This is a genomic window from Priestia aryabhattai B8W22, assembly GCF_000956595.1.
GTDB classification, from domain to species: Bacteria; Bacillota; Bacilli; order Bacillales; family Bacillaceae_H; genus Priestia; species Priestia aryabhattai.
In genome coordinates this window covers 26,406-51,247 of sequence record NZ_JYOO01000012.1, presented here as the reverse complement: position 1 = coordinate 51,247, position 24,842 = coordinate 26,406, and the positions used below count along the sequence as shown (strand labels likewise).

Annotated in this window: 24 protein-coding genes and 3 pseudogenes; 25 read left to right on the top strand and 2 right to left on the bottom strand. The window is 37.5% G+C overall.

What is annotated here, in order from left to right; genetic code table 11:
* Positions 1 to 13: 13 nt before the first annotated feature.
* Together N178_RS11320 and N178_RS11315 are read left to right on the top strand one after the other, a co-directional pair.
* Positions 14 to 472: a GNAT family N-acetyltransferase gene (locus N178_RS11320; protein ID WP_237758448.1), complete on the top strand. Its 459-nt coding sequence runs from the start codon at positions 14 to 16 to the stop codon at positions 470 to 472.
* A 76-nt stretch (positions 473 to 548) separates the two neighbouring features.
* A complete protein-coding gene (locus N178_RS11315; RefSeq protein WP_045292230.1) occupies positions 549 to 764 on the top strand; it encodes a DUF3951 domain-containing protein in 216 nt (71 codons plus the stop codon).
* 9 nt (positions 765 to 773) lie between these two features.
* On the opposite strand, the gene N178_RS11310 is transcribed toward N178_RS11315, so the two are convergent.
* Entirely contained in the window at positions 774 to 1,529 is a 756-nt protein-coding gene (locus tag N178_RS11310; protein WP_045292229.1) for a hypothetical protein, read from the bottom strand.
* A 333-nt stretch (positions 1,530 to 1,862) separates the two neighbouring features.
* Between N178_RS11310 and N178_RS11305 the strand changes: the two genes are divergently transcribed.
* The 6 genes from N178_RS11305 (at position 1,863) to abc-f (ending at position 9,668) form a co-directional block, all read left to right on the top strand.
* The gene (locus N178_RS11305; RefSeq protein WP_045292227.1) at positions 1,863 to 2,897 is read left to right on the top strand and encodes a LacI family DNA-binding transcriptional regulator; all 1,035 of its coding nucleotides are present in this window, start codon (positions 1,863 to 1,865) and stop codon (positions 2,895 to 2,897) included.
* Between the two features lie 311 nt (positions 2,898 to 3,208).
* Positions 3,209 to 4,468 carry an ABC transporter substrate-binding protein gene (locus N178_RS11300; RefSeq protein ID WP_025751562.1) on the top strand — a complete coding sequence of 420 codons (1,260 nt, stop codon included), beginning with the start codon at positions 3,209 to 3,211 and terminating at the stop codon, positions 4,466 to 4,468.
* Positions 4,469 to 4,557: 89 nt separating this feature from the next.
* Positions 4,558 to 5,490, top strand: a complete 933-nt coding sequence (locus N178_RS11295) for a carbohydrate ABC transporter permease (protein WP_016766148.1) — start codon at positions 4,558 to 4,560, stop codon at positions 5,488 to 5,490.
* Entirely contained in the window at positions 5,490 to 6,320 is an 831-nt protein-coding gene (locus N178_RS11290; protein ID WP_045292225.1) for a carbohydrate ABC transporter permease, read from the top strand. Before N178_RS11295 ends, N178_RS11290 begins: the two co-directional genes overlap by 1 nt.
* Positions 6,321 to 6,346: 26 nt before the next feature.
* Complete coding sequence (melA, locus tag N178_RS11285; protein WP_045292224.1) at positions 6,347 to 7,669, top strand: alpha-glucosidase/alpha-galactosidase; 1,323 nt, start codon at positions 6,347 to 6,349, stop codon at positions 7,667 to 7,669.
* A 370-nt stretch (positions 7,670 to 8,039) separates the two neighbouring features.
* The gene (gene abc-f / locus N178_RS11280; protein WP_045292222.1) at positions 8,040 to 9,668 is read left to right on the top strand and encodes a ribosomal protection-like ABC-F family protein; all 1,629 of its coding nucleotides are present in this window, start codon (positions 8,040 to 8,042) and stop codon (positions 9,666 to 9,668) included.
* A gap of 173 nt (positions 9,669 to 9,841) precedes the next feature.
* Here the strand turns inward: abc-f and N178_RS11275 are convergent, their stop codons facing one another.
* The gene (locus N178_RS11275; protein ID WP_045292220.1) at positions 9,842 to 12,025 is read right to left on the bottom strand and encodes a GDYXXLXY domain-containing protein; all 2,184 of its coding nucleotides are present in this window, start codon (positions 12,023 to 12,025) and stop codon (positions 9,842 to 9,844) included.
* A 336-nt stretch (positions 12,026 to 12,361) separates the two neighbouring features.
* On the opposite strand from N178_RS11275, the gene N178_RS11270 reads away from it, so the two are divergent.
* The 17 genes and pseudogenes from N178_RS11270 (at position 12,362) to N178_RS11205 (ending at position 24,823) form a co-directional block, all read left to right on the top strand.
* Positions 12,362 to 12,715, top strand: a complete 354-nt coding sequence (locus tag N178_RS11270) for a YwqH-like family protein (protein ID WP_045292219.1) — start codon at positions 12,362 to 12,364, stop codon at positions 12,713 to 12,715.
* A gap of 6 nt (positions 12,716 to 12,721) precedes the next feature.
* Positions 12,722 to 12,994: a DUF5344 family protein gene (locus tag N178_RS11265; protein WP_045292218.1), complete on the top strand. Its 273-nt coding sequence runs from the start codon at positions 12,722 to 12,724 to the stop codon at positions 12,992 to 12,994.
* Positions 12,995 to 13,199: 205 nt separating this feature from the next.
* Complete coding sequence (locus tag N178_RS25930) at positions 13,200 to 15,587, top strand: T7SS effector LXG polymorphic toxin (RefSeq protein WP_160297356.1); 2,388 nt, start codon at positions 13,200 to 13,202, stop codon at positions 15,585 to 15,587.
* Between the two features lie 15 nt (positions 15,588 to 15,602).
* Positions 15,603 to 15,959: an Imm3 family immunity protein gene (locus N178_RS11255; RefSeq protein ID WP_025751570.1), complete on the top strand. Its 357-nt coding sequence runs from the start codon at positions 15,603 to 15,605 to the stop codon at positions 15,957 to 15,959.
* Between the two features lie 264 nt (positions 15,960 to 16,223).
* The gene (locus N178_RS27535) at positions 16,224 to 16,436 is read left to right on the top strand and encodes a hypothetical protein (protein ID WP_080890172.1); all 213 of its coding nucleotides are present in this window, start codon (positions 16,224 to 16,226) and stop codon (positions 16,434 to 16,436) included.
* An 81-nt stretch (positions 16,437 to 16,517) separates the two neighbouring features.
* On the top strand, positions 16,518 to 16,778 hold the full coding sequence (locus N178_RS25920) for an RNase A-like domain-containing protein (RefSeq protein WP_237758447.1): 261 nt from the start codon (positions 16,518 to 16,520) through the stop codon (positions 16,776 to 16,778).
* The gene (locus tag N178_RS11250; RefSeq protein WP_045292217.1) at positions 16,735 to 16,956 is read left to right on the top strand and encodes a hypothetical protein; all 222 of its coding nucleotides are present in this window, start codon (positions 16,735 to 16,737) and stop codon (positions 16,954 to 16,956) included. Before N178_RS25920 ends, N178_RS11250 begins: the two co-directional genes overlap by 44 nt.
* 12 nt (positions 16,957 to 16,968) lie before the next feature.
* A pseudogene (locus tag N178_RS27805) lies at positions 16,969 to 17,061 on the top strand (pre-toxin TG domain-containing protein); the annotation flags it as partial.
* A complete protein-coding gene (locus N178_RS11245) occupies positions 17,056 to 17,709 on the top strand; it encodes an EndoU domain-containing protein (RefSeq protein ID WP_152640845.1) in 654 nt (217 codons plus the stop codon). The pseudogene N178_RS27805 and the gene N178_RS11245, both read left to right, overlap by 6 nt.
* A 31-nt stretch (positions 17,710 to 17,740) precedes the next feature.
* Entirely contained in the window at positions 17,741 to 18,130 is a 390-nt protein-coding gene (locus N178_RS11240) for a hypothetical protein (protein ID WP_045292216.1), read from the top strand.
* A gap of 552 nt (positions 18,131 to 18,682) precedes the next feature.
* A pseudogene (locus N178_RS25915) lies at positions 18,683 to 18,926 on the top strand (Imm3 family immunity protein); the annotation flags it as partial.
* A 797-nt stretch (positions 18,927 to 19,723) separates the two neighbouring features.
* A complete protein-coding gene (locus N178_RS11230; RefSeq protein ID WP_045292214.1) occupies positions 19,724 to 20,173 on the top strand; it encodes an SMI1/KNR4 family protein in 450 nt (149 codons plus the stop codon).
* Between the two features lie 300 nt (positions 20,174 to 20,473).
* Positions 20,474 to 20,914, top strand: a complete 441-nt coding sequence (locus N178_RS11225; RefSeq protein WP_045292213.1) for an SMI1/KNR4 family protein — start codon at positions 20,474 to 20,476, stop codon at positions 20,912 to 20,914.
* A gap of 90 nt (positions 20,915 to 21,004) precedes the next feature.
* Positions 21,005 to 21,520, top strand: coding sequence for a SecY-interacting protein Syd (locus N178_RS11220; protein ID WP_193377153.1), 516 nt, complete (start codon positions 21,005 to 21,007; stop codon positions 21,518 to 21,520).
* Positions 21,521 to 21,576: 56 nt separating this feature from the next.
* Positions 21,577 to 22,020: an SMI1/KNR4 family protein gene (locus N178_RS11215; protein WP_045292212.1), complete on the top strand. Its 444-nt coding sequence runs from the start codon at positions 21,577 to 21,579 to the stop codon at positions 22,018 to 22,020.
* A 41-nt stretch (positions 22,021 to 22,061) separates the two neighbouring features.
* Positions 22,062 to 22,553: pseudogene (locus N178_RS11210) on the top strand (SMI1/KNR4 family protein).
* Positions 22,554 to 23,320: 767 nt separating this feature from the next.
* A complete protein-coding gene (locus N178_RS11205; protein ID WP_045292211.1) occupies positions 23,321 to 24,823 on the top strand; it encodes a malate:quinone oxidoreductase in 1,503 nt (500 codons plus the stop codon).
* Positions 24,824 to 24,842 lie beyond the last annotated feature (19 nt).

The following is a 24,842-nucleotide window of genomic DNA, read 5'->3' as shown; positions in this document are numbered from 1 at the left end:
GAAAAGGAGTAACATGATGAAAAGTCAAGTTCGTTTACTAAGGGATAAAGAATTAGAAGAAGCAGCAATTATCTATACAAATGTTTTTAGTGGGTCACCGTGGAATGAGCCTTGGAGTATAAACACTGCTTACGCTCGTTTATACGATATCAGTAAAACTCCAGGTTACATAGGGATAGGTTACTTTCACAGTGAAAATAATAAACTCATAGGATTTATAGTAGGAAATGAAGAACAGTGGGCGAACTATAAGACGTTTTATGTAAATGAAATTTGTGTGTTAAGCAACACTCAGCAAACTGGCATAGGAACGAGTCTTTTATCTTTCCTTAACGAGTTACTTATACAAAAAGAAGTGAAAGAAGTCTACGTTTCTACTGAAAGAGGCCAAGGCAAACCAGAACGTTTTTTTGAAAAAAACGGTTTTGTCACTCATGAATCTCGTATACTGATGGCGGTAAATGTAGATTGAATATAAGTGAATGGGTGTAGGGTATCCGTTTTGTTGTTCCAGGAGGAACGGTTTATAAAGCAGGAGGAAATAATTTATGATTTTTTCGCTACTAGTTTTAGTCGCTATTTTAACGGTGAGTATTCCGCTGATGATTATTATTGTTAAAACAGTTTGGCACCGAAAGCTTCCTCGTAATTACTATACGCCGTTTGACTATCTTGCTGCACAAACAGAAGAAGAGTTTCATGAAGAGCAAAACGAACGAGAACTAGAAGAAAAAGAAGGAGATGTTGCAAACAGAAAGAGCTAAAGGTCGTTTTCAACTCCTTCTGTTTACAGCCCACCCCTCCACAATTTCCGTAAATTCACCTAGGTGTTCTTCAAATATCCGTTTTCGATGTCCGTTTGCTCCAGATGGATGAGGAAAGCCAAATAAATACGTATGCCGAGAAAACGAAGGTTCACCCGAAAGTTTTCTTAAAACATTTTCAACTGCTTTTCCTAGCGGAACGATTAAGCACGGATTCTTTATTTTGTTCAATTCCTGTGGGAACACTTCAAAAGCATAGTGCGAAAGAAGCGCTGAGCGTTCAATTGGGGGCTGATGACCCGTATAGTTTTTTCCTTTGTAAAATACGGGATATTTCAGTACGGACGTTGTATGCAGCATATCTCGCTGTGAAGCAAATAAATCAGCGGCACTGTCCATACCGATCGCTTTTTGAACGCCGCATCGATTTAACATGTCTATTAAATTTACTCTCATCGTTCCGCTAAAGCTAGCGGCTTTTTTTGTTTCGTACAGTACTTGTTCAAGCGGATGATGATGGGACAGGCTGGAAACGCATTGTTTAAAAGCGGTTTTCATTTGAAACCAGCCTGGTGTGATGCCGGCAATAATAATATGAGCGTCCGGATTTATGTAATCGTTATGGGGCGAGTAGTACATGCTTAGTTCATGTTCTTGTCCGATTAAAAAGTCTTTTTGCAACAGCTGTTCTTTCGTGAAATTCATATTATGCAATTGTTGAAGGGCAGGCAGACATTGTTGAAAATAAGAATGTTGGCTAATCATAGGCTCTCTCTTTCCTTATCAGTATTTCTCCTTTTATTTTCCCCAACAAACCGTTTTATATCAAATATGAACAAATTATTACGAAAATTAATGTTTACTAAAAGTTTACTTAAGTTTTAGTGCGGTGTGATAAAGACAAAGTAGTAATAGCGGCTTTTTTGTCATTTTAACGGTGGGACTAACAAAAGAAATGAAGAATTTTGGGGAATATTTTAGTAAATTTACTGAAATTTTAAAATTATTTATTGAAAGCGTTTTATTAATGTGCTATTCTTCCAATATAAGAGATAAATATTTAGTAAAAATAGAAGATTATAATAGAGAGGTAAAAAGATGGCAACTTTAAAAGATATAGCGGCGTACGCTAATGTTTCCAGTTCAACCGTATCCAGAGTACTAAATAATGATCATACGCTTTCTGTATCTGAGGTTACTCGTGAGCGCATTCTTCATGCAGCCAAGGAGCTGCAATATACGCCTGTGAAGATACGAAAAGGAACGGCAAACGGAAAAGACATAGAAGCTCCAAGGATAGGTATTATTTTTGCTCAATCCCTTGAAGAAGAGCTAGTAGACCCTTTTTTCTCTTCTATTCGCCATGGAATAGAGAGTGAATGCGCAGAAAAAGAAATTTTTACAGTAAAGTCATTTAGACTAAAAGGTATGAAGCAAGAAGAGCTGCTGCAGGATCTTGATGGAGTAATTGTAGTGGGAAGAGTTAGTCCAGAAACGGTTCAAGAAGTGAGCAATCATTTAGATACTATTGTTTTTATCAATCACAAAGCGGATGAGGATTTGTACGATTCGGTCAGGATTGATTTTGAGAAAGCTACTAAACATGCATTAAATCATTTATTTGACCTCGGTTATAAAAGAATTGGCTATATCGGAGGGACAGAAAGAGAACATTATATCAATGGAAGTTCTATTATTGAAGATCAGCGTCAAACGGTTTTTGAACGCGTTATGCATGAAAAAGGCCTGCTCGATTCTGAGAAAGTTTATGTCGGCGAATATTCAATGAATGAAGGATATGAGCTGATGGGACAAGCGATTAAGCAAGGAAATCTTCCTGAGGCATTTTTTATCGCAAGTGATGCAATGGCGATAGGAGCAATGCGTGCCTTGCAGCAATCAAATATAAAGGTTCCTGAAGACGTAGCGATTGTAAGCTTTGATGATGTGGATGTCGCAGCATTTGCGAGCACGCCGCTCACCACGGTTAAAGTATATACCGAAGAAATGGGAAGGCAGGCTGTTAAAATGCTAGTAGATCGGCTAAGCGGCAGGTCTATTCCTTTAAAAGTCATGATGCCGACTAAATTAATTTACCGTGAAAGCTGTGGAGCTTTACTCAAGAAGCAGTAACCTAAAAGCTATAACTCGAAAGGGGGTGATAAAAAAGCAGAATTCATACATAAAGAGTGGTAAGGGGGAAGAAAAATAGAAAAAATCATAAAAAAAGCAGGCTAAAAAGCCCTAGAAACTACATACTTATTGGCAGATAAGTATGTAAATGAAAAAGCTTTTTCATCTCTAGGACTCTTTGAACCTTTGTAAAAGTATAGGATTAAATTATAAGTGACTTTATTTCGTTGTGCAATGAATTTGTCTATGATTAAAATACTGAATATTCAGTTATTTATAACTTAATAGAGTATGAGGAGGAAAGAAGATAAATGAAAAAGCTTACGTATCTTTTCGTTCTATTACTAGTCTTTTCTGTTGTGGCAGCGGGCTGCGGAAATAAAGAAGCGGCAACAGGCGGAAATGGGAAAACAACGTTAACGCTTTTTTCTACGATGAGTAATAAAGGCGAGAGAAAAGCGCTTCAAAACGCAATTGCAGAGTTTGAAAAACAAAATCCAGATATTAAAATTGATGCGAATTTTCCGGGTAACGGCTATGAAGATATGCTTCGTGTGAAAATGGGTGCAAATGATATGCCGGATTTATTTGATACGCACGGCTGGTCTCAGCTTCGCTACGGGGAGTATGTAGCAGATTTAAAAGATATGGATTGGGTTCAGCATTTGGATCCGGCGCTAAATCAAATTTTAAAAGATAAAAGCGGCAAAGTGTATGCGTATCCTTTAAATCAAGCAAAAGACGGAATTAGCTATAATGCGACGCTGTTAGAAAAATACGGAATAAAGCCTCCTAATACAATGGATGAATTTATAACAGCATTAGAAACAGTAAAAAAGAAGAGCAAAGGAGAAGTAGCGCCTCTATGGATCCCAGGAGGGGAAAATGGCAATATTGCTCAAGTGTTTGATCAGCTGGCTACACCTCAGCTTATTACAGCAAAAAATAAGAACTACGCTAAGCAGTTGGAAAAAGGGACATTCAATTGGTCAAACTACACGCCGCTAGCAGAAACAATGGCAGAAATGAAGAAAAAAGGGCTGCTGAATGAAGATGTATTAACCGCAAAAGTATCTCAAGCAACGGAATTAATGGCTCAAAATAAAATTGCTTTCACATTTGTGGGCGGATCTCTTGGACCGGATGCAACAGAATTAAATCCTGAAGTAAAAGTAGGAACGGTACCGGTGCCTGCTATTCATAAAGGGGGCACGCAAAGCTGGATTGGCGGAGAGCGCTTTACCCTTGCTGCGTGGAAGGATTCTAAGCACCTTAAAGAAGCGAAAAAATTTATTGAATTTGTGTCACAGCCGGAAGTTGCCAAAAAGATTGCCGAAGGAACGTCTTCAGCATCGGCTCTGACAAACAATAAAACCCAAAACTACTACTCTGAATACTACGATAAGTATAGCGATATTAAAGTTGAGCCATACTTCGACCGGAAGTATTTACCGAGCGGCATGTGGGCAGTGATGTCTTCTACAGGTCAAGAATTGCTAGCGGGAAGTTTAACGCCAAAGCAATTATCAAAAGAGATGGAAAAAGAGTACAAGCGTCTCAGTAAACAATAAAATAGTGTGCAAAAGTTCCTTGTTCGCTAAGAAGCAGGGAGATAGGTTTCTGCTTCTTTTCAACACAAGCTGAAATAGGAGTGAACACGATGAATGAATTAGTCAGGAAAGAGCCGGTTTCTGTAGTAAGAGATACGGAAAAACGAAAGAAAAAATTAAAAACAGAGTCCTCTTTATGGTGGATGTACCTTCCCGGCTTAGTAATTATCACCGTTTTTATTATCTATCCTTTTATTAACGGAATTAGACTTTCCTTTACTAATTGGAATGGATTTTCACAAACGTACGATTGGATTGGGCTCCAGCAGTATAAACGTTTGCTTGCAGATCCAACGACCTGGCTTGTGATAAAAAATACGCTGCTCTACGGAATAGGCAGTACAATTTTCCAAAACATTATTGGCTTGTTATACGCTTTGCTTCTGAATCAAAGCATTAAAATGAAAGCTGTAACAAGAACAATTGTCTATCTTCCAGTTATTATCAGCCCAATTATTATGGGGTATATCTGGTACTTCTTTTTTGCCTACCAAGGAGGCGCTTTAAATGACCTTCTTGTATTTTTAGGCTTTGAGAAAATTAATGCTTTGGGAACTCCAGAGCTTAACTCTTGGATTATCGTGTTCGTCAATACGTATCAATTCGTTGGAATTGCGATGATTATTTATTTAGCGGGGCTGCAAAGTATTTCAAAAGATTATTACGAGGCAGCGCAGCTTGACGGAGCATCGGCTCTTCAGCAGTTTAAAAACATCACGCTTCCACTGCTTATGCCTTCGATTACAATTAACGTCGTTTTAAATATTATCGGAGGTTTAAAATTGTTTGACGTCATTGTTGCGCTGACAGGAGGAGGGCCTGGAGATGCATCGCAGTCGATGTCTACTTTTATGTATGACTTATATTTTAGAAGACAAGACGCCGGCTATGCAGCAACTCAAGGTGTGTGCATGGCGCTCATTATTTTAGTCATTAGCTTATCAGCACTTGTGTACTTTAAACGAAAGGAGACAGAAGCGTGATGGACTATACAAATAAACGGAAAAAACGATTTTTTACCTTTCTAGCTCTTTGTATAACTCTCGTTCATATTGTCCCTTTTTATATTCTAGTTACGACTTCTTTAAAAGCAACCGGGGATTTTAGTTCCAAATGGGTATTTCCAAAAAGCATACACCTTGAAAATTTCACAGCGGCTTGGGAGCAAGCGAATTTAGGCAGTTCTTTTATGAATACGTTTATCATTACGTTCGTTTCGGCGGTTCTGCTTATTGTTTTAGGATCAATGGCTGCGTATCCTCTAGCGCGCCGCCAGACGAAACTAAATAAGTACGTCTATTTTATCTTTATCGCCGTGATGGTAATACCGCCTCTAACAGCGTTAGTTCCGCTGTACAAAATGGTTGTGAATATGGGGATGATGAACACGTACCAAATTGCTATTTTAAACAATGTTGCAGCATTTTTGCCGCTAACGATCTTTTTGTATGCGAGCTTCATTCGCTCCACTATTTCTAAAGAGCTCGAGGAAGCAGCAAGAATTGACGGGGCCGGCACGTTAACGATTTTCTTTAAAATCGTATTTCCGCTGCTAAAGCCTGTTACTGCATCCATTTTAATTATTGCCAGCGTCTATATTTGGAACGACTATCAGTTTGCAATTTTCTTCCTTCAAGATAAGGAAATGCATACATTAACCGTTACGTTAGCAAGCTTTTTTGCCGAAAATCAAAATAATCTTAGCTTAGTAGGAGCGGCTGCGATTATTGCGATGCTTCCAATGACCATTTTATTTTTAGTGCTACAAAAATACTTTATTGCAGGGCTTTCATCAGGATCTGTAAAAGGATAAAACCAATACGAGGAAGGAAGATGACGATGTCTAAAATCACATTTATCGGAGCGGGAAGTACAGTTTTTGCAAAAAATATTTTAGGAGACTGCATGTTTGTGCCTGCTTTAGCTGGCTTTGAATTTGCGCTATACGATATAGATGCTGAGCGTTTAAGAGATTCGGAAAATATGCTAAACAATCTAAAAGAAAACTATAAATTGAATATTACGGTTAAAGCCTATTTGAACCGCAGAGAAGCTTTAACAGGAGCAAAGTACGTGATTAACGCCATTCAAGTAGGGGGTTATAAACCGAGCACCGTCATTGATTTTGAAATTCCTAAAAAATACGGCTTGCGTCAGACGATTGGAGATACAGTAGGAATTGGAGGAATCTTCAGATCACTGCGCACGATTCCTGTGCTGTTTGATTTTGCAAAAGATATTGAAGAAGTATGTCCAGATGCGCTGTTTTTAAATTACACCAATCCAATGGCAACACTAACGGGTGCAATGCTGCGCTATACCAATGTAAAGACGGTAGGCCTTTGTCACAGTGTTCAAGTATGTACAAAAGATTTATTTGATTCTCTTGGAATGGATCATGAAGGAATACAAGAGAAAATCGCAGGCATTAACCATATGGCATGGCTGCTAGAAGTAAAAAGAGATGGACAAGACTTATACCCAGAAATAAAGCGTCTGGCAAAAGAAAAACAAAGAACAAAGCATCACGATATGGTGCGTTTTGAGCTAATGGATAAGTTCGGTTATTATATTACCGAATCGTCTGAGCATAACGCAGAGTATCATCCATACTTTATTAAACATAAATATCCAAATCTTGTTGATCAGTTTAACATCCCTCTTGATGAATACCCGCGCCGATGCGAAGAGCAAATTAGCAATTGGGAATCAATGAGAGAAGAAATGGTTAACAACAGCCAGTTAACTCATACACGTTCACATGAGTACGGCTCTAGAATTATTGAAGCAATGGAGACAAACGTGCCGTTTAAATTTGCGGGTAACGTATTAAATACCGGAGGCTTAATTAGTAACCTGCCGACAAAAGCGTGCGTAGAAGTTCCATGTGTTGTAGACCGAAGCGGCATTATGCCGACTTATGTAGGAGACTTACCAGAGCAGCTTGCGGCGTTAAATCGCACGAATATTAATACGCAATTATTAACTATTGAAGCAGCTGTCACTAGAAAAAAAGAGCACATCTACCAAGCTGCGATGCTAGATCCTCATACAAATGCGGAATTATCTATGGATGACATCATTCGTATGTGCGATGATTTAATTGAAGCACACGGCGAGTGGCTGCCTGATTTTACAGGGAAAGTGAACCAATACGTGTAATAAAAGAATCCTCGGCTGAGATCAGCTGAGGATCTTTTGTACGTAGGAAAAGAAGGGAATATCATCCAAATGGATATTGACATTTAAAAATGTTCGTCATACACTGTAAGAAGCAAGTCATTTTATACTAAGAAAGGAAAGGTACCGTAGACAATGGATAAGTAATCCTATTTTTTTAGACATTCTTTTAAAACTTTATTTTAAATGAACATTTGTCTAGATAGGATTAGTCTGTACATTTTTAGGTGCCATTTCTATATGTCTTATATGAAGTGATTTCTCCCTTTTTTTACTCTATAAAAGGGTGCATATTTGCGTATGCCTAATTATGACCTCTAATCCTCTCTAGAAATCCTAGGGAGGTTTTTTTATGTTATTGTTAGAAGCTATAAATATTGAAAAAAGCTATGGAGATCGCCTGCTGTTTCAAGCAGAGAAACTTCAAGTACATCGCGGAGAGCGAATTGGAATTGTGGGAAAAAACGGAGAAGGCAAATCGACGTTGCTTCATATTTTAATGAAAAAAATGAGTCCAGATCAAGGGATTGTGCAAACATATGGCCGTGCCGCACTGATTCCGCAGATTGATGTTCAACCTACATCTGCCGTTTCTCCTGAGATGAAAAGTCAGTGGAGTGTGCCAACTGAAGCGGACTTTCTTAGCGGAGGAGAAGAAACAAGAAAGAAAATTGCAGCTGCTCTTTCATCCGGCGCAGAACTGCTTGCAGCCGATGAGCCAACCAGCCACTTAGATGTAAAAGGCGTAGAGAAATTTGAAGAAGAAATGAAGTCTTTTACAGGCAGTCTGCTGCTGATTTCACATGACCGAGAATTATTAAACCGCCTTTGTACATCTATTTGGGAAGTAGAAGGCGGCAAAATTCACTGTTATGAAGGCAATTATCAAGAATATGTGACGCAAAAAAAACACGCAGTTGAAAGACAGCAGTTTGAATATGAACAGTATGTAAAAGAAAAGCAGCGGCTTGAACTGGCGTCTGAAGAAAAAAGCCAAAAATCAAAGTCGCTTAAAAAAGCGCCGAGCCGCATGGGCAACTCTGAAGCGAGACTTCATAAGCGAGCGGTCGGAAAACAAAAAGCGAAGCTAGACAGAAGCGCAAAAGCGATTGAAACAAGAATTGAAAAGCTGGAGAAAAAAGAAAAGCCAAAAGAAATGGAAGAAATTCATTTTGATTTATCGCAGTTTCACCAAGTGCACAGCAAGCAGGTACTAAGCTTTGACAAAGTCTCAGCATCAGCTGGTAATCATATCTTGTTTCAAAACCTAAAAGGCGGTGTGAAGCCAGGAGCGAAAGTAGCGATTGTCGGCAAAAACGGCGCCGGAAAATCTACGCTGCTGAATATGATTGAGCAGCGAACAGAAGGAATCATGGTTGCGAAGCCTGTAAAACTCGGCTTTTTCCATCAGCGCCTTGAAAATCTAAATCCCGCTAAAAGCATTTTAGAAAACGTTAAAGAAGACAGTCCGTACACCGAGCAGTTTATTCGTACGGTGCTATCGCGCTTACTTTTTAAACGTGAAGACGTGTATAAAAAAGTAGAGATGCTAAGCGGAGGAGAACGAGTCAAAACGGCATTAGCAAAAGTCTTTTTAGGAAATTATAATGTTCTTCTTTTAGATGAACCGACCAACTATCTTGATCTTCATACAAAAGAAGCGCTTCAAGAAGTGTTAAAAGCTTATCCAGGGACGATTTTATTTGTGACGCACGACCGCTATTTTGTTAAAAAGCTTGCGACGCATGTTTTGACGTTAAAACAGTCTAAAGCGGAGCTCGCGGCGATTGAAGATACGGGTAAAAGCAAAAAAGCGTCACAGCAGCAAAATGAAGCGGAGAAACTTGCGCTTCAATTACAATTAACAAAAGTGATTAGCGAGCTTTCTATCACGCCAGAAGGAAAAGAAAAGCAGCTGCTTGAAAAAAGATATGAAGAGCTGTTAGAAGAAAGAAAACGATTAAATAGAAAGGAAGGGTAATATCACTTCGCCTAACAATGAATACAATGATGTTACTGAACATCAAAAGCGTATTGAAGGAAAAATAACGGATATGAATGTAAAAGGAACGCCCAAAAGAATAAAATAGATTGGCTATGGAATCATTATTTTCTTTGTGCTTCTTATTTTAACGATGATCACCGGCGTATTTATCAATTAAAACAAAAAAACAGCCGCTTCAATGTTGAAGCGGCTGTTTTTTTATTTTGTCCTACTTTTGTAACAATGGCATCTCCGTTTTTTCCAACGCGTACAGTAGCAAAACGAGCTTCGCTTTCCACTTTGCTGCCGGTTCCTTCTGGAATAAAGTAATGTTCAATGCCGTACTGAATTCCCCAGTCGTGATAGCTGCCCGTAATGACAACGTCTTTCTTTTTAGAAGTATACGGCTTATTCCAGTCATCATCCGCTTGGTAGATTTTTGTGTATTCATACACACCTTGTTTGTTAGGGCGAAGAACGAGCTTCACTTTTTCACCGTCTTTTACATGAGGTAAGGTAACGTGCGCAATGTCGTAATTCAGCTCAACGTAATCGCCTTGCAGCAGCGAGCGTGGATCGATCGGCTGTAAAGCGAGCTTAATTTCTTTTCCGTTTTGAAGAAGCACTTCGTTTTTAGTGAAAATGCCGCCCAGCATAATAAGCTGAACAAGAATGATGATCCATACAGCGGTTCGGCTGCGGTCAAGAAACGACGGCTGGGGCTGATCAGGCGTTGACAGGTCCCATTTCCTGCTTAAGAAAAGAAAGATCAGACCTAAAATAACGAGCACAAGTGATTTATTAAATAAATCCCACACAAAGTCGTAATATTTCATCGCTAAAAAAACAAACCAGAAAATCATGCCAACAATAAAATCATATTTTGGCTCTTTTCGTACCGTCACAAATAAAAAGACGGTCGAAATTACAAAAAACACCGTGCAGTAAATAATATTTAAAAAAGAAGGTTCGCTTAATTCAGTCAGCGACAGTAAAAAGATAAAAGCAAGAAGCAGTGCTGCTTTTTTAAACGCGTGGTGTACGTTTATCGCGTACACAGCGGCATTTAATAGAAACAAAGCGAGCAGCACATAATCTATTTTGATAGTGTCATAGTAAGCAGTCGGAACCTTTATTAACAGGAGCCCTTGCACTAGCACAAAAAGCAACAGGCGAACGGGCGTATGCTTCGTGAATACTAAAAGCGCTACAAGTGCGATGACGTAGATAAAAAACGGAATGTCGTTCACAAAAAAAGAAGCGCCGCCGCTAATTAATACGCCCATCATTAAAAGCGTATATTTTACCGTTGGAATATCTGCTTTAATTAAATAACATGCCACAATCAGCAAAACGCCAATCACAAGCATTCCGTTTGTTGGGTACGTTCCTGTAATAAGTGTGACAAGTCCTCCTAAAGAGCTGCTGCCGATTACCGATGCAATGGCCGTAATCCCAATCACCGCTATACGTTTGATCACGCGGAGCGAGGTTTTTTGTGCTGAAGTGTTGGCAGTGAGCCATTTGACAAACCACACGCTTGCACCAATAAACAAAATCACGAACCCTAAAGCTAAAAACAGCGACCATTCAGCGTAGTGTTTAAAAATAAAAGAGAAAAACTGTTCAATAACAAATAAAGCAAATGCCACAATGGAAATCCCTAAAAATGACCTTTGCGGCTCCACTTTTGAAAAATAAAAAAAGGAGCTTAGTAAAAACAGCAAATAAAAAATAATAAGACCAATCCGTAAGCTAGAGCTGCCTGTGAAATCCGGCAGGGAAACAGTTAAAAAAATGTAGTGAAACAAACAAAACGCCGCATACATGATCACAGGAGACGAGCGTTGTTTCTTTTTTATGATCCAAAAGATGAGTAAGTTCACAAACGCCATTCCTGCGTAAAGTAAAAGCGTCTCGTGTTCGCCTCGCTGTGAGACTGCGCCTGTTGGTGAAATAAAAAAAGCCATGGTGAATTGAAATAAAACAAACGATAACACATAAAACGGCTGATACTTTGTAAAAAAGCTAAACAAAATAACTGGCACAAGCCAAATTAAAAACAGCCAGTACGATTCAGCGTGCGTGTTGTAAATTTGAGAAAGAAGCGCGATGCTTAATCCAAATGAAAGAGCGCCGGCCAAAAGCGTCCAGTGACTTAAAAACGCCTGCTGAGGAAGCAGCTTTCGCACCGAAAATGCACTTCCGTAAAACAGCAGCATCAGCCCCACACTCAGCGCAATTTTAGTGTAGCGGTCAAAGCCTTGCCAGTTCGATGCGAAAAAATATAAAATGCCGGACAAAACAAGAGCCAATCCCAGTAAATAACCGAGTCTTACGAGCTTTTCTCTCATACTCAACCTCCTCTTTATATTATGTATATACTAGCGCATGTTTAAATATTTGGAAATAGAAAGAATGAATGCGTTTTAACAAAAAAATTGTGTAAAAAGGCCTTTTAGTGGCATGGAAATAACAAGTGAAGTAGTCCAAAAATCTTGATAAATTGTCAATGGTAAGATAGTTTTGGTTATTTTATCCTGAAGATTGGGTATTGAACTAAAAACCTACATTATTCCCAAAAAATATAAGAAAACATGCCGATGTGCTCTCTTTCTTTATTTGATATGCTATAAAAGGGAATTACTGTTAGAAGAATCAAGAGATAGATATAAAGGAAGTGTCATCATATGAATGAGATGTTTGTTGCTCATCTGTATACCCAAGTGAAGCAGACACATGAAGATATCCAGCAGCTTACCGCTAGTAAAAACACGTTAACGGAAGTCAAAGGAGAGCTTGAACGTGCAAAGGAAAAGGTAAAAGAACCAGAGCTCACTTCCGCCACTTGGTCAGGCAGCCTTGCTGTTGGGTTTGAAGACATTCGTACGGCTATGTTAGATGAATACGATGATTTGCTGACCCGTCAGCTGACGGATGCCCTTACGACAATTGATGCAAAAATTACGGCGCTTCAATCGGATATACAAGGGATGGAACGCGCCATTAAAATGCAAGAAGACGAAGCAAAAGATAAGGTGTGATGCAATATGGCAGACGAAATTAAAGTAATAGATGGTGAAATTAATAGAACGCTTAGTGATCTAAGCGCTGCTGCGCAGCAGTTTCAGCCGCTTTTTCCGTTTCACGTAGGAAGCGGACAAGATCTAGCGGTGCTCGATGAATTAAACCAGCTGAACCAGCAGCTGCAAACGTTAATTGTGGACTACAAGCAAACGCTCCTCGATGATTTGAACGCCACCAAAAAATCCGTGCAGTCCATAAAAGAAGCAGATGAAAAAGCTGCAAACGCCGCTAAATAATGTTCATATTTTATATAAAGCTATCAAAAACAACCTTTCAAACACCATGAATTTAGCATTCAAATAAAATAAAAAGGTTTTATTTAGAGGATGATGCAAGCCTTGTAAAGAGGAGCATCCGCTTAGGTTTAGAAAAATGACGGGCGGTTGTTCGTTAACCGTTTGTTGTTTTTCTACATCGATACAGCTAGGAGGTTACAGATTATTGAAAACACTTGATGTCGATGCTTTTCACGAAAATATTCAAGCTATCTTAGACTCTATTAAAAGTCAAAAAGAACAAATTCAGAGCCTGATTTCACAGGTTCAGGCATTTTCAAGCTTAGATGATGCGTTTAAAGGAAAAGGAGGAGAAGCGATTCGGTCTTTTTACGAAACGGGACATGCTTCTTTTTTAACGCTGTATCATTCATTACTCACTTCCTATGAAGCTCGACTAACTCAAATCATACATGCCCTGCGCTCATTCGAACCGAGCGAAGAAGGCTACATCACGCAGCCCTTTCTGCAAGACACTATTCCTGCGCATTTAAATCAAACAAGAAATACAACCGTTTCGCTTGTCGATCAAGCGAATGCAGCGATTCAAAAAATCAGTCACCTTGCTTCTGTTTCAGCGCTTAACGATCAAGGTTTTTTAACAGAAGTAGAACAAGCAAAACACAAAGCGGACAAAACGATGAACGATTTAGTCCGTTTTGACGAACAGCAAACGCAAAGCCTTTCAGCCATTCAAGATCAGCTGACGTCTTTAAACTCGCTGCTTTCTAAAGTGAAAGCTGGGTTTCAAAATGGTTCCATTCAGCCGGGCAATGTAAGTGAGCTGAGTGCGTTGGCGAAAAAAGCGATGACCCATTCAGGAGGCGTCTCGGTTCTTGAAAAAGGCATTCAAACAACCTTGACAAGAAAAGAAAAACAAGAGAAAGTGATAAAGGAAGTAGGCCTTGAAAAACTGATTCAGCTTCAGGCGATGACGCCTGCTGAACAGTTAAAAGAAATTCACAAGCTTGAAAAAAACTCGCCTTACATAAGAGAAGTGCTAACGCAAATTCAGCAGGATACAGCACCTGCTAACATGAAAAAACTAGCGGAACTGTCACCTGCAGAGAAAGCAGTGGAACTTGAAAAAAGTCCATACCTGCAGGCGCTCAACGATTCTTCAACTGTGGGCATGCTAGCGTCTCAACAGATTCTTCAAAACGCTACGGGCGTTGAGGGAATGCTTATGCAGTCGGTGATGAGTCAGGGTCAGGTTAGAGATGTGACACCTGAAAAAACTGCTGAATCCTTTGACTTTACAGAAATCTGCGAGAACCCTGCGGCTAAAAAAGAAGAAACCGGTATAAAAGCTGTAGTCAAGGACGTAGGAGAAGGTGCTGTCACCTTAGCAAAAGGCACAGTTACGGGTACTAAAGGCGTAGCACAAGACGTTTGGGCCGGTATGGGGGAGAGAGCAGATAAACGGTACAACTCCTTGTATGACTTTGGAAACTATATAACGATGGGCGGATTTGATGGAGCTGTTTCCTTCAAAGAGGAGTTGAATGAACGAGGGGAAAAATCGTTTGATTCACCGTATGACTTTGTCAATCACGCAACGATGGGACTCTTAGATGTAGGGCAGCAGGCACTTAATCCGGACAAACCTCTTTCAAAAGAGCACTGGGAAAACAGCATGTTTCTGTTTGCGAGCGTCATTGGAGGAGCGAAACCCGCAGGAGCGGTAAAATCCGTTCCAAAAATAACAAACGTTCCGCGTGTACCTGCCCATAAAGCGACCAAAACATTAAGCGATATGCGAAATGTCGTCAGCCCAAAAGCAGCAAGCAATTGGTCGAAGAAGGTGTATGAACCGTTTCAAAAGCAGATCAAACCTTTACTAGATGCGGAGATGCCGACTTTACGTCCTCAACCTCAACTGGTAGGGATAGGAGAGACGTTACCTCGACAGACCTTGGGTGAAGAGTTACATGGGTTAACGACGTATAAGATGGAGAATGTTTCAAAAGGTCAGTCGAAAGCGTTGGAGAAAGTGGAAAATCCTGATAGTAAAGCGAATGTTGAAGGGGTTTATGATCAGGAAGCTGTTGCTAAGGGTACGGGAAAAGTGTATCCAACCAGACAAATAGATTCAGTTGCGGAAGCACATATAATTGATAGAGTGAAAGAGCTAAGAGGGAATTTATCAAGTAAATATAAAAAAGCTGGTAATTTTGCCCTTGCAGAGGTGGATGTTAATAGTTTAAACAAAAAGGAGTTTTATGCTTCAAGTAAAATAGATGAATTTAAAGGGAATTTAGAAGAAAAAGTTCCTGAAATTTCATTAAAACCAAATGAGCCAATTTTTGAGGCATCTCTAGCACCTGGTAAGGATGGAAAACCTTATATGCGAGATTCTGACACAGAGTATAAGATTTTGAATGAAATTGCTTTAAAACTGGGTAATGATGTAAATGCTACTGGTGAAATTAAGTTATTCACAGAACTAGATACGTGTGATAGTTGTAGCAAAGTAATAGCTGAATTTGCTGATAAATATAAGAATATTAAATTGGAAGTTATTCACAATAACGGTGAAAGACTTAAACCATAAAAGAGGAGTGACATCATGGAAGACTGGGAATATAATGAAATATTTGAGGCGATTAACGAAGACTATGATGATTATTTAAAATTAAATAGGGGACATGAATATGCAATAGCAAGAACTATTAATGAATATATAAATCTTGGAAAGGTAGAAGACTTTATTGTAGATACTGCTGTAGGTGAAATATTGTTATCCAAAAATAAGGTCTTTATTGGATATGCTGAAGGGATAACAAAGAGATTAAGTGTGTTTAAAGATTTAGATGTTACAAATGAACTAACACATGAAGAAATAGTAGACTTGACTAATAGGATAGAGAAAGTACTAGATGGTCTTAGTAAGGTTGAGATAGATTATAACCCTTATTCCGAGTAGTTATTTGCGAAATTGAACAAGAATATTTTTAAATTATAAATTAATGATGTAATTAACTAAAAAGCACTTGATTTCCTTTTAGGGAACCAGGTGCTTTCTATGTGATATTTTATGCTTTGGACAACACGAATGATGATATGCTGAAATTCAGAGCCCATGAAAGTAGTACCATCATGAAGTACAATGTGCAATGATAGAATAGAAAACAAAATACGAGCTTAGGCGAGATGACATTATACTGGGCGGTGAATATAAACACACGGAATGGATACTAAATTAACGAACTCGTACAACCCCGTAAGCTTTAAGGTAATGATTGTCACGACACATAAAGAGTGTCATATTGTTACTACAAAACTTACAAGTTTATGCTACTTAAAAACATATGAACTTAAAGCACTTGATTGTCGATTAAAGGCAACAAGTGCTTTTTATTGTAAAATAAAACTATATATTGGACTTAAAATGTTAATTTAACCGATTAAGCTGAAAAAGTAGTTCAGACAGTAGAAGTGGTGAAGACGTGTTTCAAAAGGCCAGTCGAAAACGTTGGAGAAAGTGGAAAAGCTTGATGGTAAGGGTACGGGAAATGTCAAGCAAGGAGATAAAAGCTCTCTAGCGCCAGGTGGTGGATTAGCTGTACATGAGTTAAAAGGTGAGCATTTAATAGAGAGGCATGTTAGGAAAACTGATGAACAACTTTTAGAAAGATTGAAAACTAATCCTAAAATTACTGGTTCTTCAACTTTTAAGAATAGAATGACAGCAGAAAAAGTTGCTAAAGGTTCAGCGAGACCTTGCTGCACTTTCTCATTCTAAAGCAAAATTAGAAAAAGAGTTGAAAAAGTATCCGTATCTATATGCGAATTATAAAAAGTCTGAAATTGCAAGAAGTGTATATGAAACGGAAGCCAAAAAGCAACAACAAGATGGTCTAGCAGCTGTTTCTTTTGTAGCGGATATGGTGCCTGTGGTTTCCAATGTAAAAGGTGGATAGGAAGCAAGTGTAGGATCCGATCCTAGTACTGGGAATGAACTATCTAGTTTTGACCGTTCTGTTTCTGGAGCAGGAATTGTCTTTGGCGGCTTTGCGAGAGTGCCAGGGAAAGTGGTGAAATACGGAAGCGAAGGAGCAGAATACGTACTTCGCGTAAACAAAGCAGAAAAGACCGTAACAAAGCATAAGGTTAAAGATGTTTCCAAGGGCGAGTCAAAAGCTGTGGAGAAGGTCGAAGGGAAAGGTAAAGAACAAGATAGAAGTATTGAGAATAAGGGTACGGCTAAAAATGCTGTTAAGGCTAATAAATTTAATTTTGTTGAAAAGGCAAAAAATCACCTAATAAATGTCGAAAATGTTAATACTAAAAAAGGTATTGTTGGTGGTCACAATATAGATGAATTTAATAAAGCGTTGAAAAGTCAAGGTTTCAATCCGGATGATTTAATTGTGTCTAAAAAATCACATCAATCGATTGAAGGAATTTATGAAGTAGAGTATAAAATACCTAGAAAAGATATGGCTGGTAATGTTGCAGACCCAGTATCATATAAAAATATCAAGGAACCTAAAACAGTTTATGACCCATTTAAGATTAGTGACGACAAAATTTATCGATTGGGACAGGAAGCAATGCAGAACGGAAAAGTAAATGGGAGACTTGTCGAAGGAACTGCTTCAAATGGTTTAAAATTTAGAGGGTATTTAAATGAGGCTGGTGAAATAACAAACTTTTTCCCTATTGTTGATTAACTAAAAATACGATGTTATTGGAGGACGAAAAATGAGTGGAGAATATCAAGTAAATGAAAGTAAAGAAGATATTGATAAATTAATGTTAACATATTTTAATTTTATAAATGGAAAATATCTAGAAAAAGCATTAAAAAGCTTTGCCGAAAGAGAAGGTTATGGACAGGAGATAGTATTTGCCTTTTTTCAGTCTGATTTAGATGAATATGACATGGCACAATTACCTAGACCTTTAGATGAAAAACATGTTTTGATAGAGCTAGGTTACCCAGCTGTTGAAATTGAACAAATAGCTTTTTTAGATTTTAAAACATTCTATGATTATTTGGATAAAAATGTAAATAAAGAAGTAGAGAATAAACCAGAGAAAACTGAGCTGATAGGTTTATTGGCAGAAGTGAAACGCAGTTTATGTGTATAATTTTTAATAATTAACTAAAAAAGGCACTCCATTATTTTAATGGGTAACTAAGTCACATAGCTTTATGACCTCCCTATAAAGTTTCAAATTACTGACAAAAATCTAGCTGTGTTGTATAAACTGGTACCGATTTCAAGGACATCAAACAAAGTCTTTATGTAACTAAGAGATAATCTCTATATTGAATGAGGATATTAGTAGATATATAGATATTGAAAAGTCATCATGTTCGTACAAAGCCTACTTCTGAGCATAATATTAGCTGTGACTTTAAAAAGGATATAGTGTAAGCTAAGAATATACGAGGATTTTGAGTAGGAATAGAGTAAGTTTATAACCTTGATTGGCTAAATGCCTTTCGAGGTTTTTTACTTTAAATTATATCGAATCAGCTGATATTTGAGTGAGACGAAGCAGTGCAAGGTGCAAAATTAAAATGGAGATGTTCACAATGTTTGAGGAAAAAGTTAGAGCAGTCTTAGGTGCACGAGTATTACTAGATGATAATGATCTAAGAATCGAGCAAAAATGGGCAGAGCTAATTGTTTCACGGACGAATTTGATAATTTAGGCAAGGTAGAAGATTTTATGGTGGATACATACTGCTATTGGAGAAATTGCAATTACCCATGAGCAAGTTTTCGTTGGGCGCATTAGAGGTATAACAGGGAGGTTAGGGAAATTTGACCTAAAAGAAGCGCAAGACGAGCTAACATTAGACGAAATAAAAGATTTATTGACGCGAATGAATAAAGTAATAGTAGGACTACAAAATGTAGAGATAGTAAAATTTTAAATTATCAAATAGATTTTGAGCGTTTAAAAGTAGAAGTGAAAGTGATGACAGAAAAAGAAAAACAAGTAAACATTCTGTTTAAAGATTTTTTGCTTTTCATTTTGAAAACCAGCTGCCTAACAGCATACTTTTAGATATAGCTGAAGGAGATGTTAATTCGTTTGCTTTAGATAATAAAACATTGTTAGATCAATCAAAAGATTATTGTTGGCCAATGGACTATGAGCATATTGAGGAACTGATTAATTATATTGAAGGAAATAATGACCATTACTACAAACTATAAGCTTCATACGGATTAAATGGATGGGTTCTTGCTAACAAGGTACTAATTGAATAATAATTCATCATGCGCAAAAGGAGTATTGTCTAGTGATAAACAAAAAACAGGGGAAGGTTTGCGACTAATTCATGAGTTTACAATTTATAACCACGGCTTAAATAGAAGACATATTGATTTTACAGAACTAAAGCAGTTGATTAATGAAATAATCAAAACGGATGATTTTGCGGAATTAGTCATTACACCTATATACCAAAATAGTAAAATTAATCTCGGTTTAATACGGGATTTGAGTTATTAGGTAACACATAGAGAACTAAAGACATTAAAAGAGCATTCTTTTGGATTGTGCTTATTTTAAATAGAGATTTATATACAAAGACAATTAGAGCTTGAATGCTATTAGCAATATATGAGTCTTGAATCAATGGTAAGCGGAAAATGGATATAACTTGAAACATAAGTAAGGTAAAATTAAATTGTTACTAAAAAATTGTCATAGGAGAAAGCTTAAATGGATAAAGAAGAATTATCAAATTTTATAAATGAACATAAGGAATTGGACGACTTTACAGGTGTAGTAGAGGAAGGTCAAATCAAATTTGTCCAAAATGAGTTAGGGGTAGAATTGCCGGAAAGTTATAAGTGGTTTTTAACTAATTATGGATCGGGTGGGCTATTTGGTGTAGACATTTCAGGAGTGGCCAAGGCAAATAAAGCACCCGTTATTGCCCATACACAGAGATATAGAAATTTAGGGATGCAAAAAAATTTAGTAGTTATTGAGGATATTGGGGAATATGCTTACTGTTTAGATACAAGTAATATAGAGAATGATGAGTGTCCAGTAATAGCGTGGAATAGAATAGGAGGACTGGATGGCTATAATACAGCAAAGAACTTTTATGAGTTTTTATCCCAAAGGTTATTGGATGCAAAAGAAGCATGGGAAGAAGATTTTTAACGAGAGAAATAACAGTGATAAGCTAGGATTCAATTAATGAACAAGTAGGAGAGGAAAAGTTTGATAACTTTTATGAGTACCTCTACTATCGAATAGATGAAATGTTAGATTAGCACAAAAATAAGTACGCTAGAAGTTGAGACATAACGAAACTACTCCAATCTCAAGACGAACAATCGATATAAACGGTAACAACCTACTCTGCCTTTTTCGCAGGAGTTTTCGCCTTGCTATTCAATTAATAATCTAGATGGAATGTCTTTAGCTGAGAATCTAAAAATGAACTTGGAGTGTAATAAAATGAATTTAAATGCTTTTGGTCAAGCAACAGAAGAATCAATAGGCAAATTAGAAGAAATTTTGGGATTTTTACTTCCCGAAGATTATAAAAAATTTTTAGGTGAATATAACGGAGGAACTTCGAAAGTAAGATATAGTAAATTTTTTGTTGAAGAATTAAATCAGGAAATTCCTTTAGATGTTTTGTATGGGATAGGTGTAACAAGAACGTTTGATTTAATTGAATGTTATGAAGAGTTTGAAGAAGATATCCTGCCGTGTAGTTTGGTAATAGGAGATGATCCTGGTTCGGGATTTATTGTACTTATTACTGATACGGAAAGGCACGGTGTGTATTACTGGGACCACTCTCTTTCATTCCCCCAATCTCGTGAAGAAGAAAATACATACAAAGTAGCTCATAATTTTAAGGATTTTTTAAACGAATTAATTCATCCGTGATAATAGGGCGTGAAGAAACAGAACTAACATATGCTGAACGATTAGAAAAAGTCTTGAGTGAAGGTAATGTTATTGGCAATGAAAGATGCTATGAGCAACTATTTTAAGGTAAGAAGAGAATATTTTGAAAAAGGTTTGGATTTCCTATTTAAAACATCCTACAACGAAAATGTTCAATCAATAATTTATCAAGGGGAAATGGATGAAGACGAAGAAATTTTATGGAACCCTGTTCAAAAAAATAATCATAGCGATATAAAACCACTTGAAGAAAGGTTTCATATTAAATTTCATTCTTCAATTGACTGCTATTTTAATTCCTACTGGTTTGCGGAGTTAGATGGTTTTATGGATGGGCATTACATTACGTTAGAGGCTGTATTACCGAATATTGAATTGGATACGTTTGAAAGGAATTTAAAGGGATATAAAAGAAATCACGATAAGCTTGATAAGGTTCCTATAGGTATAGAAGGCAATGGTTTGGTAGTTGTGATCCATAACATCAGCGGCAAAATCGAATTAGAAGATTTTGAACGAGGTTGTTTTAAAGAAATTGCAAACTCCTTAGAAGATTTAATTTCTAGCCTGCGTTTACAAAGATAACAAAAGTATGTACAAAAAAGAATTAAATCATCATCTACAGAAAGGGAAGGAATGGAATGAAGATCGAATTATTAAAAGTAGTGGACCAAGAGTTGGAAATGTACCCTGAAGCTTTTGGCGGTGCTGTTACTAGTGAGGAAGTGACACAAGCTGAAGCGAAGCTAAAAGTGAAACTTCCAGAGGACTTTAAAAAATTTCTTTTGAGGTATGGTTCGGGGGCAATTGGTGAAGCGGTTGTTTTAGGGTTAAGAGAGGCAGAATTTGTGTCTACACCGTCATTTGTAGATAAATCTCTACAGTTCAGAAATATGTTGCCTCTAGGATACGAGCATTTTGTTGTGATTGGAGTAGACAGTGCGGGAAATCCAGTAGGATTTCAATATCCTAATAAAGAAATCATCATAGTTGATTTTGACTTTGGCGGAAAAAAAGTTATAGCCGGAAGCTTTGAAGAATATCTAGAAAAATCGATTCGTGAAGAATTAAATATCCATTTCTGATTGGAGTTATGGAATAGTCCCTATTTATAAGGAGGAATTAGATGAGAAAAGATTTAGAGTGGGAATATGCTGATCGAGAAGTATCAGAAAATGAGGTTGAAGAAAGTGGAAGGCAATTAGGATTCCACTTACCTAAAGATTATATTGATTGTGTAAAAATAAATGGAGGTGCTAGCGTATTACCAGAAGAATTTAATGTAGGCAACGTAGAGCTTTGTTTTGGTAGTTTATTTAGCTTTGATAAGAAAAGCAGTGAGTACATTGTTCAAAAATATGAACTATATAGACCTATGCTTCCGAAAAAGGTTTTTCCTATTGCGAATGATCCCGCTCGAAATTTAATTTGTTTAGATTAAAAAAATAATATAGATAACCCGATTGTGGTATTTTGGGAACACGAAAATGTCCCTGAAAAAGAAGTGTTAATGGAAGAGAAAGGTTTAATTGAAGAACAAGTGGAAGAACGTGCAAGGAGCAATGTATTTTACATCGCAGATACGTTTACGGATTTCTTAAGTGAATTATATGATTAAAAAGCCTTTTGTAAGTGCACGTTGATTTGCTAAAGTCTCTAAGGGGTATTTTTGTGCAAATGCTTCATCAAAAAAATGCTCGAGCATATAAAAATATGTCACTCGTCAAAATTTGGAGAGTTTTCTTTTAAATATTCAAATATAGTTTATGTAAAAGTCAACATACATGTTAGGTTTTATAACATAAATTTCTGAATAATCATTTACTTATTCACTTATTTCATGGTATGTTATATGACATAGATATTGTAACTTGCAATATCTGTTGAGAATTAGCTGTTATAATATATACTTATTTTTCTAAATATGCATCTGGACGAGCGGGTGCTCTATACATATATGAATACATCTACGTATAACTAGTCAAAAAGAATGAAGGCATTTCTAATTATAGTGCTGTTTGTTCTTTCGAATGAGTATAGTTATAGTAGGTGAAATTTTCAAGAAAGTTATTTTGATTTTTAGCTTTAATTTTTAGAATAGTTTGTTATTTTATTAATCAATGCTTTGCCACTTAGAAGTAGGTATAAAAGTTTACTAATAAAAGAAAGTGCAGACGAAATTTAATAAGTTTTTTGGAATTTGTGGGCGGTTTTCTCACTTTTTTATCATTTTTGAATAGTTTATAATCATCAGACAATTATACTGTGATATAGTTATAAGTGAGACAGAAAAAGGTGTGTTCTTAGGTCGCACCTGAATTTTTTTACTACGTAAGCAGGAGCGCCTACATCTTTTTACAAATATAGGGGATGAGGAAGGTTATAATGAGCAACGTACAGAAAAAAACAGACGTTATCTTAATTGGTGCCGGAGTCATGAGCGCAACTTTGGGATCATTACTCAAAGAATTAGCACCTGAATGGGACATTAAAGTATTTGAAAAACTCGCAGACGCAGGGGAAGAAAGCTCGAACGAATGGAATAATGCAGGGACGGGCCATTCTGCGCTGTGCGAACTAAACTATACATCAGAAAAAGCTGATGGATCTATAGATATAACGAAAGCGATCCGAATTAACGAGCAGTTTCAGCTGTCAAGACAGTTTTGGTCTTATCTGGTAAGCAGCAAGTTGATTCGCAATCCGCAAGATTTTATCATGCCAATTCCGCATATGAGTTTGGTACAAGGGGAAAAAAATGTATCGTTTCTGAAAAAGCGTTTTGAAGCGCTGTCAAACAATCCGTTGTTTCAAGGAATGGAGTATTCCGACAGTCCTGACAAACTAAAAGAATGGATTCCGTTAATCATGAAGGGGCGCACGTCAAATGAACCGATTGCCGCAACTAAAATTGATTCGGGGACAGACGTAAACTTTGGTGCTTTAACACGCATGTTGTTTGACCACCTGAAGAATAAAGGGGTTCACGTTCATTACAAACGAAGTGTAAAAGATATTAAACGTAAAAGTGACGGTATGTGGGAAGTAAAAGTCGCAGATGTAGACAGCGGCAAAGTTGAGTACCACACGGCAAAGTTCATCTTTATCGGTGGTGGAGGCGGAAGCTTGCCTTTACTTCAAAAAACAGGTATTCCTGAATCCAAGCATATTGGAGGCTTCCCGGTAAGCGGATTATTTATGGTATGCAATAACCCTGAAGTGATTGCGCAGCACCACGGGAAAGTATACGGAAAAGCCAAAGTCGGAGCTCCGCCAATGTCAGTTCCGCACCTTGATACACGCTATATTGACAACAAAAAGACGCTGTTGTTTGGCCCGTTTGCCGGCTTTTCACCGAAGTTCTTAAAAGCAGGTTCAAACCTGGACTTAATCAGTTCTGTAAAGCCGAATAATATTTTAACCATGCTAGCAGCAGGCGTCAAAGAAATGGCGTTAACAAAATATTTAATTCAGCAGGTGCTGTTATCAAATGAAAAACGTGTGGAAGAACTGCGTGAGTTTATCCCGAACGCGAAAAGCGAAGACTGGGATATCGTTGTAGCAGGCCAGCGTGTTCAGGTAATCAAAGACACGGAAGCCGGAGGAAAAGGAACGCTTCAGTTTGGTACAGAAGTTGTAAGTGCCGCTGATGGTTCTGTTGCTGCACTTCTTGGCGCTTCTCCTGGTGCGTCAACGGCGGTTCACGTTATGCTAGAAGTATTGGAAAAATGCTTCCCAGAAAACATGAACAAGTGGGAGCCAAAAATAAAAGAAATGATTCCTTCTTATGGCATGTCGTTAGTTGATCATCCAGACTTCTTTAACGAAATTCATGCGTCTACTTCACAGACGCTTGGTTTAATTAAAAAAGAGTCTGTTTACAGCTAAAGATTTTACGCCGCAACAA